Source organism: Streptomyces sp. NPDC048604 (assembly GCF_043199435.1).
Classification (GTDB): domain Bacteria; phylum Actinomycetota; class Actinomycetes; order Streptomycetales; family Streptomycetaceae; genus Streptomyces.
The window spans coordinates 60,020-72,262 of the sequence record NZ_JBICVX010000023.1; the positions used below are offsets into that span (position 1 = coordinate 60,020).

Annotated in this window: 16 protein-coding genes, 1 pseudogene and 1 riboswitch; of the genes and pseudogenes, 7 read left to right on the forward strand and 10 right to left on the reverse strand. The window is 72.9% G+C overall.

All coding sequences use genetic code 11. The features are described 5' to 3' along the window. Nucleotides 1-101: 101 nt before the first annotated feature. Nucleotides 102-527: pseudogene (locus ACGFMM_RS33370) on the reverse strand (GNAT family N-acetyltransferase); the annotation flags it as partial. Nucleotides 528-630: 103 nt separating this feature from the next. Here ACGFMM_RS33370 and ACGFMM_RS33375 point away from each other — a divergent pair. Next, nucleotides 631-861, forward strand: coding sequence for an antitoxin (locus tag ACGFMM_RS33375; RefSeq protein WP_393650241.1), 231 nt, complete (start codon nucleotides 631-633; stop codon nucleotides 859-861). Next, nucleotides 858-1,229 carry a fic family toxin-antitoxin system, toxin component gene (locus tag ACGFMM_RS33380; RefSeq protein WP_393650242.1) on the forward strand — a complete coding sequence of 124 codons (372 nt, stop codon included), beginning with the start codon at nucleotides 858-860 and terminating at the stop codon, nucleotides 1,227-1,229. The genes ACGFMM_RS33375 and ACGFMM_RS33380 overlap by 4 nt, the downstream gene beginning before the upstream one ends. Before the next feature lie 15 nt (nucleotides 1,230-1,244). Here the strand turns inward: ACGFMM_RS33380 and ACGFMM_RS33385 are convergent, their stop codons facing one another. The 5 genes from ACGFMM_RS33385 to bioB all read right to left on the reverse strand — a co-directional run bounded on the left by ACGFMM_RS33385 (nucleotide 1,245) and on the right by bioB (nucleotide 5,724). After that, nucleotides 1,245-1,916 (reverse strand): class I SAM-dependent methyltransferase, encoded by a 672-nt coding sequence (locus ACGFMM_RS33385; RefSeq protein WP_393650243.1) that lies wholly within the window; start codon nucleotides 1,914-1,916, stop codon nucleotides 1,245-1,247. Between the two features lie 42 nt (nucleotides 1,917-1,958). Continuing rightward, nucleotides 1,959-2,300, reverse strand: a complete 342-nt coding sequence (locus ACGFMM_RS33390) for a VOC family protein (RefSeq protein ID WP_393650244.1) — start codon at nucleotides 2,298-2,300, stop codon at nucleotides 1,959-1,961. A gap of 5 nt (nucleotides 2,301-2,305) precedes the next feature. After that, the gene (bioD, locus tag ACGFMM_RS33395) at nucleotides 2,306-3,019 is read right to left on the reverse strand and encodes a dethiobiotin synthase (RefSeq protein WP_393650245.1); all 714 of its coding nucleotides are present in this window, start codon (nucleotides 3,017-3,019) and stop codon (nucleotides 2,306-2,308) included. Nucleotides 3,020-3,188: 169 nt separating this feature from the next. Continuing rightward, the gene (locus ACGFMM_RS33400; protein WP_393650246.1) at nucleotides 3,189-4,469 is read right to left on the reverse strand and encodes an adenosylmethionine--8-amino-7-oxononanoate transaminase; all 1,281 of its coding nucleotides are present in this window, start codon (nucleotides 4,467-4,469) and stop codon (nucleotides 3,189-3,191) included. Further along, nucleotides 4,462-5,724 carry a biotin synthase BioB gene (bioB, locus tag ACGFMM_RS33405; RefSeq protein ID WP_393650247.1) on the reverse strand — a complete coding sequence of 421 codons (1,263 nt, stop codon included), beginning with the start codon at nucleotides 5,722-5,724 and terminating at the stop codon, nucleotides 4,462-4,464. Before bioB ends, ACGFMM_RS33400 begins: the two co-directional genes overlap by 8 nt. A 142-nt stretch (nucleotides 5,725-5,866) precedes the next feature. Here bioB and ACGFMM_RS33410 point away from each other — a divergent pair, with 142 nt between their 5' ends. After that, nucleotides 5,867-7,033: an 8-amino-7-oxononanoate synthase gene (locus ACGFMM_RS33410; protein ID WP_393650248.1), complete on the forward strand. Its 1,167-nt coding sequence runs from the start codon at nucleotides 5,867-5,869 to the stop codon at nucleotides 7,031-7,033. 184 nt (nucleotides 7,034-7,217) lie between these two features. Further along, the gene (locus tag ACGFMM_RS33415; protein WP_393650249.1) at nucleotides 7,218-7,655 is read left to right on the forward strand and encodes an ATP-binding protein; all 438 of its coding nucleotides are present in this window, start codon (nucleotides 7,218-7,220) and stop codon (nucleotides 7,653-7,655) included. Nucleotides 7,656-7,722: 67 nt separating this feature from the next. Here the strand turns inward: ACGFMM_RS33415 and ACGFMM_RS33420 are convergent, their stop codons facing one another. The 3 genes from ACGFMM_RS33420 to ACGFMM_RS33430 form a co-directional block, all read right to left on the reverse strand. After that, nucleotides 7,723-8,199 (reverse strand): C40 family peptidase, encoded by a 477-nt coding sequence (locus ACGFMM_RS33420; RefSeq protein WP_393650250.1) that lies wholly within the window; start codon nucleotides 8,197-8,199, stop codon nucleotides 7,723-7,725. Between the two features lie 4 nt (nucleotides 8,200-8,203). Then, a riboswitch (cyclic di-AMP (ydaO/yuaA leader) is annotated at nucleotides 8,204-8,404 on the reverse strand. Nucleotides 8,405-8,708: 304 nt separating this feature from the next. Then, nucleotides 8,709-9,014 carry a hypothetical protein gene (locus ACGFMM_RS33425; protein WP_393650251.1) on the reverse strand — a complete coding sequence of 102 codons (306 nt, stop codon included), beginning with the start codon at nucleotides 9,012-9,014 and terminating at the stop codon, nucleotides 8,709-8,711. Nucleotides 9,015-9,020: 6 nt separating this feature from the next. After that, nucleotides 9,021-9,632, reverse strand: a complete 612-nt coding sequence (locus ACGFMM_RS33430; RefSeq protein ID WP_393650252.1) for a ClpP family protease — start codon at nucleotides 9,630-9,632, stop codon at nucleotides 9,021-9,023. A gap of 55 nt (nucleotides 9,633-9,687) precedes the next feature. On the opposite strand from ACGFMM_RS33430, the gene ACGFMM_RS33435 reads away from it, so the two are divergent. Continuing rightward, nucleotides 9,688-9,963 (forward strand): type II toxin-antitoxin system Phd/YefM family antitoxin, encoded by a 276-nt coding sequence (locus ACGFMM_RS33435; protein ID WP_393650253.1) that lies wholly within the window; start codon nucleotides 9,688-9,690, stop codon nucleotides 9,961-9,963. Between the two features lie 117 nt (nucleotides 9,964-10,080). Here the strand turns inward: ACGFMM_RS33435 and ACGFMM_RS33440 are convergent, their stop codons facing one another. After that, a complete protein-coding gene (locus ACGFMM_RS33440; protein WP_393650254.1) occupies nucleotides 10,081-11,070 on the reverse strand; it encodes an ABC transporter permease in 990 nt (329 codons plus the stop codon). Between the two features lie 105 nt (nucleotides 11,071-11,175). Between ACGFMM_RS33440 and ACGFMM_RS33445 the strand changes: the two genes are divergently transcribed. Continuing rightward, a complete protein-coding gene (locus ACGFMM_RS33445; RefSeq protein WP_393650255.1) occupies nucleotides 11,176-11,796 on the forward strand; it encodes a TetR/AcrR family transcriptional regulator in 621 nt (206 codons plus the stop codon). A gap of 136 nt (nucleotides 11,797-11,932) precedes the next feature. Further along, nucleotides 11,933-12,235 carry an urease subunit gamma gene (locus ACGFMM_RS33450; protein WP_393650256.1) on the forward strand — a complete coding sequence of 101 codons (303 nt, stop codon included), beginning with the start codon at nucleotides 11,933-11,935 and terminating at the stop codon, nucleotides 12,233-12,235. Nucleotides 12,236-12,243 lie beyond the last annotated feature (8 nt).

Below are 12,243 nucleotides of genomic sequence, written 5' to 3' on the forward strand. Positions count from 1 at the left end.
CCGGACACAGCTGCGCCCGGGCCGGGGAAAAGACCATGGTAAAGGACAGGCAAAGCAGGGTCGTGTTCAGGCCGTGTCCCGGACGGCGTCACGCCGTCCCGCCCGGCCAGCGGCTTGACCCAGCGGGTCCACTGCTCCTGCGGCCCGTACGCGGCGGCCCGCCACGCCCGCTGCCCCAGCTCGTTCCGGTCGAGCACCATCGCGTCCGCCCGCCGTCCCCCGAGCCGTACGAACCGCTCCTCCGCCGCCGCGAGCAGTGCCCCGCCGACGCCCTGCCGGCGGTGCTCCGGATGGACCGCAAGCCGGTACAGGTGGCAGCGCCACCCGTCGTACCCGGCGATCACGCTCCCCACCAGCGTGCCGCCCCGCTCCGCGAGGATCAGCGCCTCGGGGTCCCGCGCCACGAGGCGCTCCACCCCGTCCCGGTCGTCGGTGATGCTGGTCCCCTCGGCGGCCTCCCGCCAGAACACCAGGACGGCGTCGATGTCGTCGGGGCGGGCCGGGCGGATGCGCACATGATCGTCCATGCGCTGAGCCAAGCAGAGCCGGTCCCGGCCGGGCGAGAGGTTTCCACGGTTCGGACAGCCCCTCCTCTTGCCGGTGCTAGCGCGGCGGCGCTAGCTTGACGATGTGGCCAAGACACAGCTGAACGTACGCGTGGACGAGACCACTGCGGAAGTGGCCCGGCGGCGGGCCCAGCAGCGCGGGGTGAGCGTCAACCGGTACATCGAGGAACTCGTGCAGCAGGACGCCGGAGAGGTCGGACGGGCCTTCGTCGAGGCCGCCGCCGACTTCATGCGCGAGTACGAGACCGTGTTCGCCGAGGAGTTCGGGCAGGAGCACCCCGGCCGCGCCGCATGACCGTCTCCATCGACCTGTCCTGGCTGCTCATGGTCGCCGAGCACCGGACCCCGGGGGATCCGCAGGTGACCGACTGGGGCGCGCTCATCGCCGCCGTCGCGCGCCACGAGGCCGAGATCTTCGGCGTGTCCGTCTACTCCGACCCGCACGCCCGCGCCGCCGCGCTGCTCCAACTCCTGCTGCACGTACCGGCCCTGGAACACTCCAACGCCATGTACGCCTCCGCCGTCGCCTACGGCTATCTCGTCGCCTGCGGACTCAAGGTCGTCACCTCGCCCGAACAGGTCAGGGACCTGGCCCGGCTCGTCAAGGACGGCAAGGGGGACGTACGGGCCATCGCCGACGAACTGCGCGGCTGGACCCGCTGAGCCGGTCCGCCGCCGTCACACCCGCGGCCGGCGCGCCGAGCCCAGGACGCAGTACGACGACGGCATCCGCGGGCCCTTCTCCGGGATCAGCAGACTGCGGTACGACACGTCCTCGAAGCCCGCCGCCTCGATCGCCCGCACCGGCTCCCGCGCCGTGTGACAGCCGCCGAACAGCAGCGGCCACACCGTCAGGTCCAGGCCCCGCTGCACCCCCGCCATCGCCCGCCCCGGCGCCCGGCCGTGCTCGAAGAACCGCAGCTCGCCGCCCGGACGCAGCACCCGGAACAGCTCCTGCAGCGCCCGCGGCACGTCCCGCACCGTGCACAGCACCAGGGACGCCACCGCCGCGTCGAACGCCTCGCTCTTCACCGGCAGCGCCTCCGCCGCCCCCGGCGCCACGTCCACCGGGACGCCCGCCCGCAGCGCGGCCTCCGTGGCCAACTGCCGCAGATGGCGCTCCGGTTCGATCGCCACCACCTCCGAGACCGTGCCCGGGTAGTGCGCGAAGTTCAGCCCGTTCCCCGCGCCGATCTCGATCACCCGGCCCGACAGGCCGGACAGCAGCGCCTCACGGTGCTCCGCCACCCCGCCCTTCAGATCCGCCTGGACACTGAAACGGGCGTAGAAACGGGCGAACAGCGGGTGGTGCACGGCGTCCTTCGGAACCTTCGGGGGGTTCGGTGACATGACGGACCTCCTCGGGCGGATACGCCCATTCTCCCCCGCGGATCAGTCCACGAAGCAGAACTCGTTGCCCTCTGGGTCCCGCATCACCTGGAACTCGCCCTGCTCGTCCGTCACCAGCCCGCCCACGCGGACCGCGCCGAGCCGCTCCGCCGCGTCGGCGGCCGCGCCGACCGGGCCCGCCTCCAGGTCCAGATGGAGGCGGTTCTTCGCCGCCTTGCCCTCCGGGACCTGCTGGAAGGCGAGCCGTACGAACCCGGGCGGTTCGACGTACGACCAGCCGGGACTGCGGTCCACCGGCGCGCCGCCGAGCAGCTCCGCCCAGAACCGCACAAGCGCCGCCGGGTCCGCGCAGTCGACGACGAGCTCGCTGACCTTCGCTCTCATGTCCGTCAGCCTACGGAACGCGCGAACGCCGCCGCGTCCCACGCGCCGCCGAGCGGCGGGGCGAGCCAGCTCGCCGCCATTGCGCGGAACTCCTCCGGCGGGAGCGCGCCCGCGCCGTGCGGGACCGCGCCGAGCAGCGGCGCGCCGGCGGATTCCGGGAGGTCCGCCAGGTTGCAGCGGGCCGCCAGATCCGGCTCGCCCGGCCAGCTGCCGACGACCACACCGAGCTGGTCGAGGCCCCGGGCGCGCAGCGCCTCCGCCGTGAGCGCCGTCGAGTTGAGGGTGCCGAGGCCGGCGGGGACCACGACGAGCACCGGTGCGGAGAGGAGGCCGGCGACGTCGGCGAGCGTCCCGCCGTCCTCGTCGAAGCGGACGAGGAGACCGCCCGCGCCCTCGACCAGTACGAGGTCGTGCTCCTCGGACAGCTTGCGCGCCGCGTCAGCGGTCTCCGCCGGGGTGACGGGGGCCAGGCCCGCGCGCCGCGCGGAGGTGGCAGGGGCCAAGGGCTCGGGGAAACGGGCGAGTTCGGCGGCCGTCGCCGCGCCGGAGAGGTGCGCGGCTTCCTGCGCGTCGCCTCGCTCGTCCGGCGCGAGGCCGGTCTGGGCGGGCTTCAGGACGGCGACCGTGCGGCCCTGTGCGGTCGCGACCGCGGCGAGCGCGGCGGTGACGATCGTTTTGCCGATCTCCGTGCCCGTTCCCGTGACGACGATGACGCTCATGGGTGCTCGAGTCCTTTCGATGCTGAGGTGCAGGGGGCGGGCCTAGGTGCGGGAAGCGGAGGCACCCGCGAAGGTGCCGTCCGTTGTGCCCACCCGTTCCGCCTGGGGCACCTCCCGGACGAAGTCTGGGGGAAGAACGATTGCCCACAACGGGCGGGGCAGCGCCCCGTCAGCCCGCCTGCGCCGCCGCGCAGACCGCGTTCGCGATGCGGGCCACGTCCGCGTCGCTCGTGACGAACGGCGGCATCGTGTAGATCAGGTCGCGGAAGGGGCGCAGCCACACGCCCTCCCGCACCGCCGCCGCGGTCGCCGCCGCCATGTCGACGTCGTGGTCGAGCTGGACGACGCCGATCGCACCGAGGACGCGGACGTCCCGGACGCCCGGCAGGGTCCGCGCCGCCGCGAGGCCCTCGCGCAGGCCCGCCTCGATGCGTTTGACCTCGGTCTGCCAGTCCTGCGACAGGAGCAGGTCGATCGAGGCGCAGGCCACCGCCGAGGCGAGCGGGTTGCCCATGAACGTCGGACCGTGGGCCAGCACCGGCACCGAGCCGCGGGAGATCCCGTCGGCCACCTCCGCGGTGCACAGCGTCGCCGCCATCGACAGATAGCCGCCGGTCAGTGCCTTGCCCACGCACATCACGTCCGGCGCGACACCGGCCGCGTCCGCCGCGAACAGCGTGCCCGTGCGGCCGAAACCGGTCGCGATCTCGTCGAACACCAGCAGTACGCCGTGTTCGTCGCAGGCCTCGCGCAGCACCCGCAGGTACTCCGGCGCGTGGAACCGCATCCCGCCGGCGCCCTGCACCACCGGCTCCACGATCACCGCGGCGAGCTCGTCCGCGTGCCGCGCGATCGCCGTGCGCAGTTCCTCCGCGTACGACTCCTCGTACGCCGCCGGCGGCGCGTCGACGAACACCTGCACGGGCAGCACCCCGGACCAGAGCTCGTGCATGCCGCCCTCGGGGTCGCACACCGACATCGGCGTCCACGTGTCCCCGTGGTAGCCGCCGCGCCAGGTCAGCAGCCGCTGCTTGGCCGGCCGGCCCACCGAGCGCCAGTACTGCAGGCACATCTTGGCGGCGACCTCGACGGACACCGAGCCGGAGTCGCTGAGGAAGACATGCTGCAGCGGCTCGGGGGTGATCTCGACCAGCTTCGCCGCGAGACGGACCGCGGGCTCGTGGGTGAGCCCGCCGAACATCACATGGCTCATCCGGTCGAGCTGACCGCGCGCCGCCTCGTTGAGCACCGGGTGGTTGTAGCCGTGGATCGCCGACCACCAGGAGGACATGCCGTCGATCAGCTCGTCCCGCCCCTGGGCCGGTTCGGCGAGCCGCAGCCGCACCCCGGACGCGGACGCGACGACCAGCGGATCCGTACGGCCCGGCATGGGGCCGTACGGGTGCCAGACGTGCGCCCGGTCCAGGGCGAGCAGTTCGTCGTTACGCATTCGGGGCCAGGTCCGTGCCCGCGCCGCGGCGGCGCACGGCCACCAGGTCGGTACGGGCCGGGTTGGCGTCCTCGGCCGCCGCGGCGACCGGCTCGGCCTCCGCCGCGTGCCCGCCGCACGGACCGCAGCCGCCGCCCGCGTGCCCGCCGCACGCCCCGGCCGCCACGTCCGCGCCGGCATCGGCGGAGGAGCCGCAGCCGCCCGCGGCCGCCGTGGAACCGCAGCCGCCGCCCGCCGCGGCGAGCGCGTCGGCGCGGTGCGCGGGCAGCGTCGTCGTACCGGCGCCCTCCACCTCGAAACCGGCGTCGGCGATCATGTCGAGGTCGGCCTGGCCGGCCTGGCCCTCACTGGTCAGGTAGTCGCCGAGGAAGATCGAGTTGGCGATGTTCAGCGCCAGCGGCTGCATCGACCGCAGGTGCACCTCGCGGCCGCCCGCGATCCGGACCTCCACGTCGGGGCAGACGAACCGCACCATCGCGAGGATCCGCAGGCAGCGCTGCGGGGTCAGGTTCCACTCCTTCGCGAGCGGGGTGCCCTCGAACGGGATGAGGAAGTTGACCGGCACCGAGTCCGAGTCCAGGTCGCGGAGCGCGTACACGACGTCGACGAGGTCCTCGTCGCTCTCGCCCATGCCCGCGATCAGGCCCGAGCAGGCCGACAGGCCGGCCGCGTGCGCCTTCTGCACGGTGTCCACGCGGTCCGCGTACGTGTGGGTCTTGGTGATGGCCCCGTACGTCGCCTCGGACGTGTTCAGGTTGTGGTTGTACGCGTCGGCGCCGGCCTCGCGCAGCCGCTCCGCCTGGCCGTCCGAGAGCAGACCGAGGCAGGCGCAGACCTCGACGCCCTCGTTCTGCTCCTTGATCGCCTCGATCGTCCGGCCGACGCGCTCCACGTCCCGGTCCGTCGGACCGCGGCCGCTGGCCACCAGACAGACCCGCTTCGCGCCGCCCGCGACACCGGCGGCGGCCGCCTGGGACGCCTCGTCCGGCTTCAGCCAGGTGTACTTGAGGATCTCGGCCTTCGAGCCGAGGCGCTGCGAACAGTACGAGCAGTCCTCCGGGCACAGTCCGGACTTCAGGTTGACCAGGTAGTTGAGCTTGACCCGGCGGCCGAACCACTGACGGCGCACCTTGCCGGCAGCGGCCACCACATCGAGCAGTTCGTCGTCGGAGGTCGCCAGCACGGCGAGCGCTTCTTCACGGGTCGGCAGCTCGCGCCGCAGCCCCTTCTCCACCAGCGTGTTCAGCAGGTCCATAAGGGCTGATCCTGGCTTATGGCACGCCTCTCGGCCAAGGAGGATCCGAACAAACGGGCCCGTTCGAGGTGTGTGCATGGCCACACCCCGACCTCGGCGTCCGCCGGTTAGGGTCTGTCCGCTGCCTACAAAAGGATCCGCCATGTCCCAGGCCGTGGACCCGCGCCGACTCGCGTTCGACTGGACCGACGCCGAGGCCCGCCGCCGCGCGGACGCCGGACTCGTCCGGACACTGCGGCCCCGCGCCGCCGAACCGGACGTCCTGGACCTCGCGAGCAACGACTACCTGGGCCTGACCCACCGCCCCGAGGTCACGCAGGCGGCCGCCGAGGCCGCGCTGCGCTGGGGCGGCGGCTCCACCGGCTCGCGCCTGGTGACCGGGACGACCCGGCTGCACACCCGGCTGGAGCAGGAGCTCGCCGAGTTCTGCGGCTTCGAGGCGGCCCTGGTCTTCTCCTCCGGGTACACCGCCAACCTCGCCGCCCTCACCGCGCTCGGCGCGCACGGCTCGCTGACCATCTCGGACGCCGCCAACCACGCCTCCATCGTCGACGGCTGCCGGCTGTCCCGGGCCGAGACCGCGGTCGTCCCGCACACCGACCCCGAGGCCGTACGCAAGACCCTCGACGCTCACCCGGGCCGCCGGGCCCTGGTCGTCTCCGACTCGGTGTTCTCGGTGGACGGCGACAAGGCCCCGCTGGCCGAGCTCGCGGCCGCCTGCCGCGCCCACGGGCCGGCGGCGCTGGTCGTGGACGACGCCCACGGCTTCGGCGTGCTGGGGGAGGGCGGCCGGGGCGCGCTGCACGCGGCCGGGCTCGCCGGCGACCCGGACGTCGTCGCCACGCTCACCCTGTCCAAGTCGCTGGGCAGCCAGGGCGGTGCGGTCCTCGGCCCGGCCCGGGTCATCGAGCACCTGGTCAACGCGGCCCGTACGTTCATCTTCGACACCGGACTCGCCCCGGCCGCCGCAGGCGCCGCCCTCGCGAGCCTGCGGCTGATCCGCGCGGAACCGGGGCTCGCGGAGCGGGCCCGTACCGTCGCGGCCACCCTGCACGGCAGGCTCACCGCGTCGGGGCTGACCTCGGCCCGCCCCGACGCGGCGGTGGTCTCGGTGCGCGCGCCCTCGCCGGACGCGGCGCTGCGCTGGGCTGCGGACTGCCGCGAACAGGGCCTGGGCGTCGGCTGCTTCCGGCCGCCGTCGGTGCCGGACGGCATCTCGCGGCTGCGGCTCACGGCCCGCGCCGACCTCACGGACGCGCAGATCGACGAGGCGGTCGCCACGATCCTGCGCACGGCGCCGGAGGCCTGACCTCCGAGGGAGGGCAGCAGGTCAACCTCCCAAATGCGTTCGCGCGCCGCAGAGTTCACCGCTTCGAGCGACAGATTTACGCATATCCCGGTGAAACACCCCCCAGGTGCCCCGTAACGGTGGCACTCTGGCGCGAAGCGCAATCCGGGGCCGGGCGCCCCGGTGGGAAAGGGACAGCGTCGCCATGGCAGACCATCAGGAAGCAACCGTCACTCTGCCGAGCGATCCGGCCTCGGTCTCCACTGCCCGCAGATACGTCGCCGACGTGCTCGTCGGCTGGGGCCTCGACGCGAGTTCCGAGACCTCCGACACCGTCCGTCTGATCGTCTCCGAACTGGCCACCAACGCCATCCAGCACACCTTCGGGCAGTCGCCCACCTTCACCGTCGACGTCCGCCTCGAACGTGATGAGCAGCTGCGCATCGGCGTCACCGACAGCCATCCCCGCTGGCCCCAGCGCCTGCCCGCCGCCGTCCAGCAGGACAACGGGCGCGGCATGGTGATCATCCGCTGGCTGACCGCCGAGTGCGGCGGCCGGCTCTCCGTCCGCCCCACCGCCGACGGCGGCAAGACGGTCTGGATCGAACTCCCCTGGACCGCCCCGGCGCCGTCGCCGAACTGAGCACCGAGGCGGCGGGGCGCCAGAGCGTCGGGGCGGCGGGGCGGCGGGGCGGCGGGGCGGCGGGGCGTCAGCCGACCCTGCCGTACCAGACCTTCGAGGTCCAGATCCGGTCGAGCTTCACCCAGGAGCCGGTCTTGGGGGAGTGCCAGATCCTCCCGTTCCCGGCGTAGATCCCGACGTGGTAGACCCGGCCGCCGGAGTGGAAGAAGACCAGGTCGCCCCGGGTCCGGCTGGAGGCGGAGATGTGCCGGGTCCTGTTGTACTGCTGCTGCGCGGTGCGGGGCAGCGTCTTTCCGGCCCGCTTGTACGAGTACAGCGTCAGCCCCGAGCAGTCGAAGCGGTGGGGACCTGCGGCTCCGTACTTGTAGGGGGCGCCCTTCTTGGAGGCCGCCACGCCGAGCGCCGTGCTCGCGTACGCGCCGGCGGCCCGGGCCTCTGGCGTGGCCCCGGGGGCCAGGAGCGTGCCGCCGACGGCGGCCGCGGTCAGCGCCGAGACGGCGCCGGCCCGGGAGAGCAGGGACGGGACATGCTTCTGCGCAGTCATGCGCAACCCTTCGTTCAGCCGCCTGTGAAGGATGACCTGTCGGGTTCGGGCCCGAAGAAGCCCGGCCGCGTCGCGCGGCTTCACCCCGAGGACCTGCCGTGGTCGTGCGTACGGCCGGTCCGTGCTGCCTGGGTCCTCCACTCCTGCCGATCCACTCTGTCGACCAGACGCCCGGAGCGGCGGCAGGACTCGGCGTCCGCCCGGACCGCCCCGCCGGGGGTGGCGGGGGCTTGTCGTCGACAGGGATCTTGACCCAGCTCGTGCCGATTTCCGAGCTGAAACGGCGTTATGTGAGGCTGCTCACGACTGATCCGTTCGGGTGGACAGGCAGTCTTTGTGATCAGCGGAGGTTTGGCGGCTGAGCCCCGTACCAGCACCGGAATAGTTGGTTCCGCCAAATGCGTACACCGGTTGCGCAACTTGCCCGCGCCACAAGTCGATTCGTCGACTACGCCGATCGAGGGAGGGGTTCTGCGACCGACTGGCCCTCGACACGACATGCGGAACTGTCAACTGACGGACGGGTCGGCGAGGGTGACCCGGTGTGCGCGGCGCTCGCCGTCCAACACCCGCAGGGCGCGCGCCAATGTGGCCGCGTGGACCTCGCTCTCCCCGCGCCGATGCATGACTTCCAGGGCGTCCCGCAGGGCGACGGCCCGTCCCACCAGGGCCTGAGCCGCCCTCAGGGCCCCATAGGTATGCGAAGACCTGGATGGATTGATTCTCCCGAGCTGGTCCACGACTTCGAGGTACGCGTCGACCAACTCACCCTCGGCGCGGGTGAGGGCGGGCAGCGGCGGCAGTTCGGGGACCACCGCCGGTCACCTCGGCCCGGCGCCGCGGTTCTGCACCACGTGGTCCACCAGCCCGTACGCGACGGCCGCCGGGGCGTCGAAGACCGAGACACGGTCGAGGTCGGCGTCGATCCGCTCCCGGCTCTGCCCGGTGTGCCGGGTCAGCATGCCGGCGACCATCCCGCGCAGCCGCAGCAGTTCGGCCGCCTGGATCGCCAGATCGCTCGGCTGCCCCTGCAGGGGCTCGTCCGTGCCCGGCTGTTCGAGCACGATCCGCGCCCCGGGCAGCGCCATCCGCTTGCCGGGCGCGCCGGCGGCGAGCAGTACGGCCGCGGTGGACACGGCCTGGCCGAGACAGGTCGTCGCGACCTCGCAGGTGATGACCTGCATCGTGTCGTAGATCGAGGCCATGGCGCTCGGCGAGCCGCCGGGCGAGTTGAGGTAGAGCGCGATCTCCCGGTCGGGGTCGGCGTACTCGAGGTGCAGCAGCTGGGCGATCACGTCGTTCGCGGAGGTGTCGTCGATCGGCGTGCCGAGGAAGACGATCCGCTCCTCCAGGAGCTTGGAGTACGGGTCGAGCGTGCGGCTTCCGTAGCTGGTGCGCTCGGTGAACTCGGGCAGGACGTAGCGATTCAGCATGAGCGGCCCTCCTTGTAAAAAATGTACAGGACGTACAGGTCGTAAGATGAGGAGCATGGCTTACGAGATTCCGGTGACGCAAGCGCGGGCAGAGCTCGCCGACCTGATCAACCGCGTCGTCTACGGCAACGAGCGCGTCGTCGTGACCCGCCACGGAAAGCCCCTCGTGGCCCTGGTCTCGGCCGCTGACCTGGAGAAACTCGAAGCGGATGCGGAGCCCGCGGAGGAGCAGGTGATCAGTACGGTCGCCGCGGTCCGGCCGGTCGCGTCCGCTCCCGGTGAACAGGGGCGCTTCGGCATCGCCGCCCGCCACCGCGCACCCGGGGCCTGACGAAGGCCGCCTGACGAAGGCCGCAACACGAAGGCCGCAACACGAAGGCCGCGTGCCCCCGTCCGCTACAGCGGGGACACGCGGCCGCTCCGGGAGCCGGTGGTCCGGCCCGCCGGCTCACCTCGCGAGCTCGGGCTCCGGCCGTGCCGCGGCCGGGCTCTGCGCCGTCGCGGCCGCGCCGCCCCGGGCCACGAGCACCCCGGTCAGGCCCGCCGTCGCCCAGGCGGCCAGCACCAGCAGCGCGCTCCCGGCCCCGTTGCCGTCGAAGTAGGCGACCGAGCGCAGCGCGGTGCCCGCCGCGCCCGGCGGGAGCCACTGGCCGAGCAGCCCGGCCGGCTCAGGGAGGAGCTGCGGCGCGGAGGCGATGCCGGAGAACGGGTTGCCGATCAGGATCATCAGCAGTCCGCCGAGTCCCAGACCCCGCGGCCCGAGGAGCGCCCCGAGGCCGGCCATCGCCGCGCCGATCGCCAGCACGGTCAGGCTCAGTACCCCGGCCTCCGCCCACCACGAGCCGGTCAGGACGCCGAGCCAACTGTGCGCGAGCGCCGCGCCGGTGATTCCCGCGAGCACCGCCGCGCCGACCAGCGCCGCCCCGGCCCGCAGTCCGCGCAGGCCGAGCAGGGTGACCACCGCGCCGGCCGCCGCCCCGCCGATCGCCAGCGGCATCAGGCTCGACGCGAACACACCGCCGCGCGGATCGGCCGCCGGGGTCTTCACGACGTCGGTGATCTTCGGTTCGACGCCCGCGGGCAGCTGCCCGGCGACCGCCTCGCGCAACAGCTGGGCGACGGCCGGGCTCGCGGCCGTGGCGGTGAGCAGCTCGGGGCCCTGAGGGGTGACGACGACCGCGCCGTACACCTCGCGGTCCTCGATCGCGCTGCGGGCCGCGTCGGCGTCCGCGTAGCGGTGCACCTCGAAGGCGCCTTCGTGCCGGGCGAGGTTCTGCTCCAGCGGCGCGGTGGCGGTCGCCGGGCCCGCCACGCCGAGCGGCAGCTCGCGGGGGGCCGTCCGGGCGGCCGGCCAGGCGAAGGCCCACAGGGCCAGGGCCACCACGATCGGGATCAGGACCAGTACCGCGACCGTGCGGCGGGTGGCGGTGACGGACATGGCACCCCTCGATTCAAAGAGAAGGATCGTTCGTTTTTCTTGTCGTCACTGTCCCGCCGCGTCTGTTCCTTGTCAAGAAGGAATGTTCGTTTTAACTTTGCGGGCATGGCACGCGTATCCCAGGAGCACCTCGACGCCCGCCGCCGGCAGATCCTCGACGGCGCCGCCCGCTGCTTCGCCCGCAACGGCTTCCACGCCACGTCCATGCAGGACGTCTTCACCGAGGTCGGTCTCTCCGCCGGCGCGGTCTACCGCTACTTCAGCGGCAAGGAGGCCCTCGTCGCGGCCATCGCGCAGGAGGCGTTCACCGGCATCCGGGCCGCTTTCGAGGAGGCGTCCCGGGCGACTCCACCGCCGACGCCGGACGTCCTGCTCGGGGGTGTGCTGCGGCTCTTCCTGGAGGAGCGGATCCCCGGGGCGGACCGGCAGGCCTTCGCGCGGCTGATCGTCCAGGTGTGGACGGAGACGCTGCGCGACGAGTGGCTGGCCGCCACGCTCGCGGAGGGGTACCAGGGCATGCGCGCCGCCTGGGGCGACCTCGTCGCGGCGTACCGGAAGAACGGGCTGATGCGCGCGGACGTCCCCGCCGACCACGTCGCCCGCACCCTCATCGCCGTCGCCCAGGGGTTCATCGCCCAGCAGGCGCTCTTCGGTGACGCGGCCGTCGAGGTCCTGGAGGACGGGCTGCGCGGGCTCATGTCCATGGAGACGCAAAGCGACAGTTAACGCGCCGGAAAAACTTCCGCCCTAACGTGCAATGTCTGGCCGTGCGGGCCGTCCGCGCAGTCCGACGGACGGTTCAAGATCGGTAGGGTCCGCAGCTGTCGGGTGCCCGCCCGGTGGACGACTGTGAGGTGGAAGCGTGCAACTCAGCCCCCATGAGCAGGAACGCCTGCTCGTTCATGTCGCGGCCGACGTGGCCGGCAAGCGCCGGGCGCGCGGGGTCAAGCTCAACCACCCCGAGGCCGTCGCCCTGATCACCGCGCATGTCCTGGAGGGCGCCCGGGACGGCCGTACCGTCGCCGAACTCATGGCCTCCGGGCGGAAGGTGCTCACCCGTGACGAGGTGATGGCCGGCATCCCCGAGATGATCCACGACGTCCAGGTCGAGGCCACCTTCCCGGACGGCACCAAGCTCGTCACCGTCCACGAGCCGATCATCTGAGGGGGTGA

What these genes read in the sequence shown, in the direction of transcription:
- ACGFMM_RS33380 (WP_393650242.1), top strand. Translation starts at nt 858, where the DNA reads ATGACCGTCTCCATCGACCTGTCCTGGCTGCTCATGGTCGCCGAGCAC.
- ACGFMM_RS33385 (WP_393650243.1), bottom strand. Translation starts at nt 1,916, where the DNA reads ATGTCACCGAACCCCCCGAAGGTTCCGAAGGACGCCGTGCACCACCCG.
- ACGFMM_RS33435 (WP_393650253.1), top strand. Translation starts at nt 9,688, where the DNA reads ATGGCTTACGAGATTCCGGTGACGCAAGCGCGGGCAGAGCTCGCCGAC.
- ACGFMM_RS33400 (WP_393650246.1), bottom strand. Translation starts at nt 4,469, where the DNA reads ATGCGTAACGACGAACTGCTCGCCCTGGACCGGGCGCACGTCTGGCAC.
- bioD (WP_393650245.1), bottom strand. Translation starts at nt 3,019, where the DNA reads ATGAGCGTCATCGTCGTCACGGGAACGGGCACGGAGATCGGCAAAACG.
- ACGFMM_RS33410 (WP_393650248.1), top strand. Translation starts at nt 5,867, where the DNA reads ATGTCCCAGGCCGTGGACCCGCGCCGACTCGCGTTCGACTGGACCGAC.
- bioB (WP_393650247.1), bottom strand. Translation starts at nt 5,724, where the DNA reads ATGGACCTGCTGAACACGCTGGTGGAGAAGGGGCTGCGGCGCGAGCTG.
- ACGFMM_RS33420 (WP_393650250.1), bottom strand. Translation starts at nt 8,199, where the DNA reads ATGACTGCGCAGAAGCATGTCCCGTCCCTGCTCTCCCGGGCCGGCGCC.
- ACGFMM_RS33430 (WP_393650252.1), bottom strand. Translation starts at nt 9,632, where the DNA reads ATGCTGAATCGCTACGTCCTGCCCGAGTTCACCGAGCGCACCAGCTAC.
- ACGFMM_RS33445 (WP_393650255.1), top strand. Translation starts at nt 11,176, where the DNA reads ATGGCACGCGTATCCCAGGAGCACCTCGACGCCCGCCGCCGGCAGATC.
- ACGFMM_RS33390 (WP_393650244.1), bottom strand. Translation starts at nt 2,300, where the DNA reads ATGAGAGCGAAGGTCAGCGAGCTCGTCGTCGACTGCGCGGACCCGGCG.
- ACGFMM_RS33415 (WP_393650249.1), top strand. Translation starts at nt 7,218, where the DNA reads ATGGCAGACCATCAGGAAGCAACCGTCACTCTGCCGAGCGATCCGGCC.
- ACGFMM_RS33440 (WP_393650254.1), bottom strand. Translation starts at nt 11,070, where the DNA reads ATGTCCGTCACCGCCACCCGCCGCACGGTCGCGGTACTGGTCCTGATC.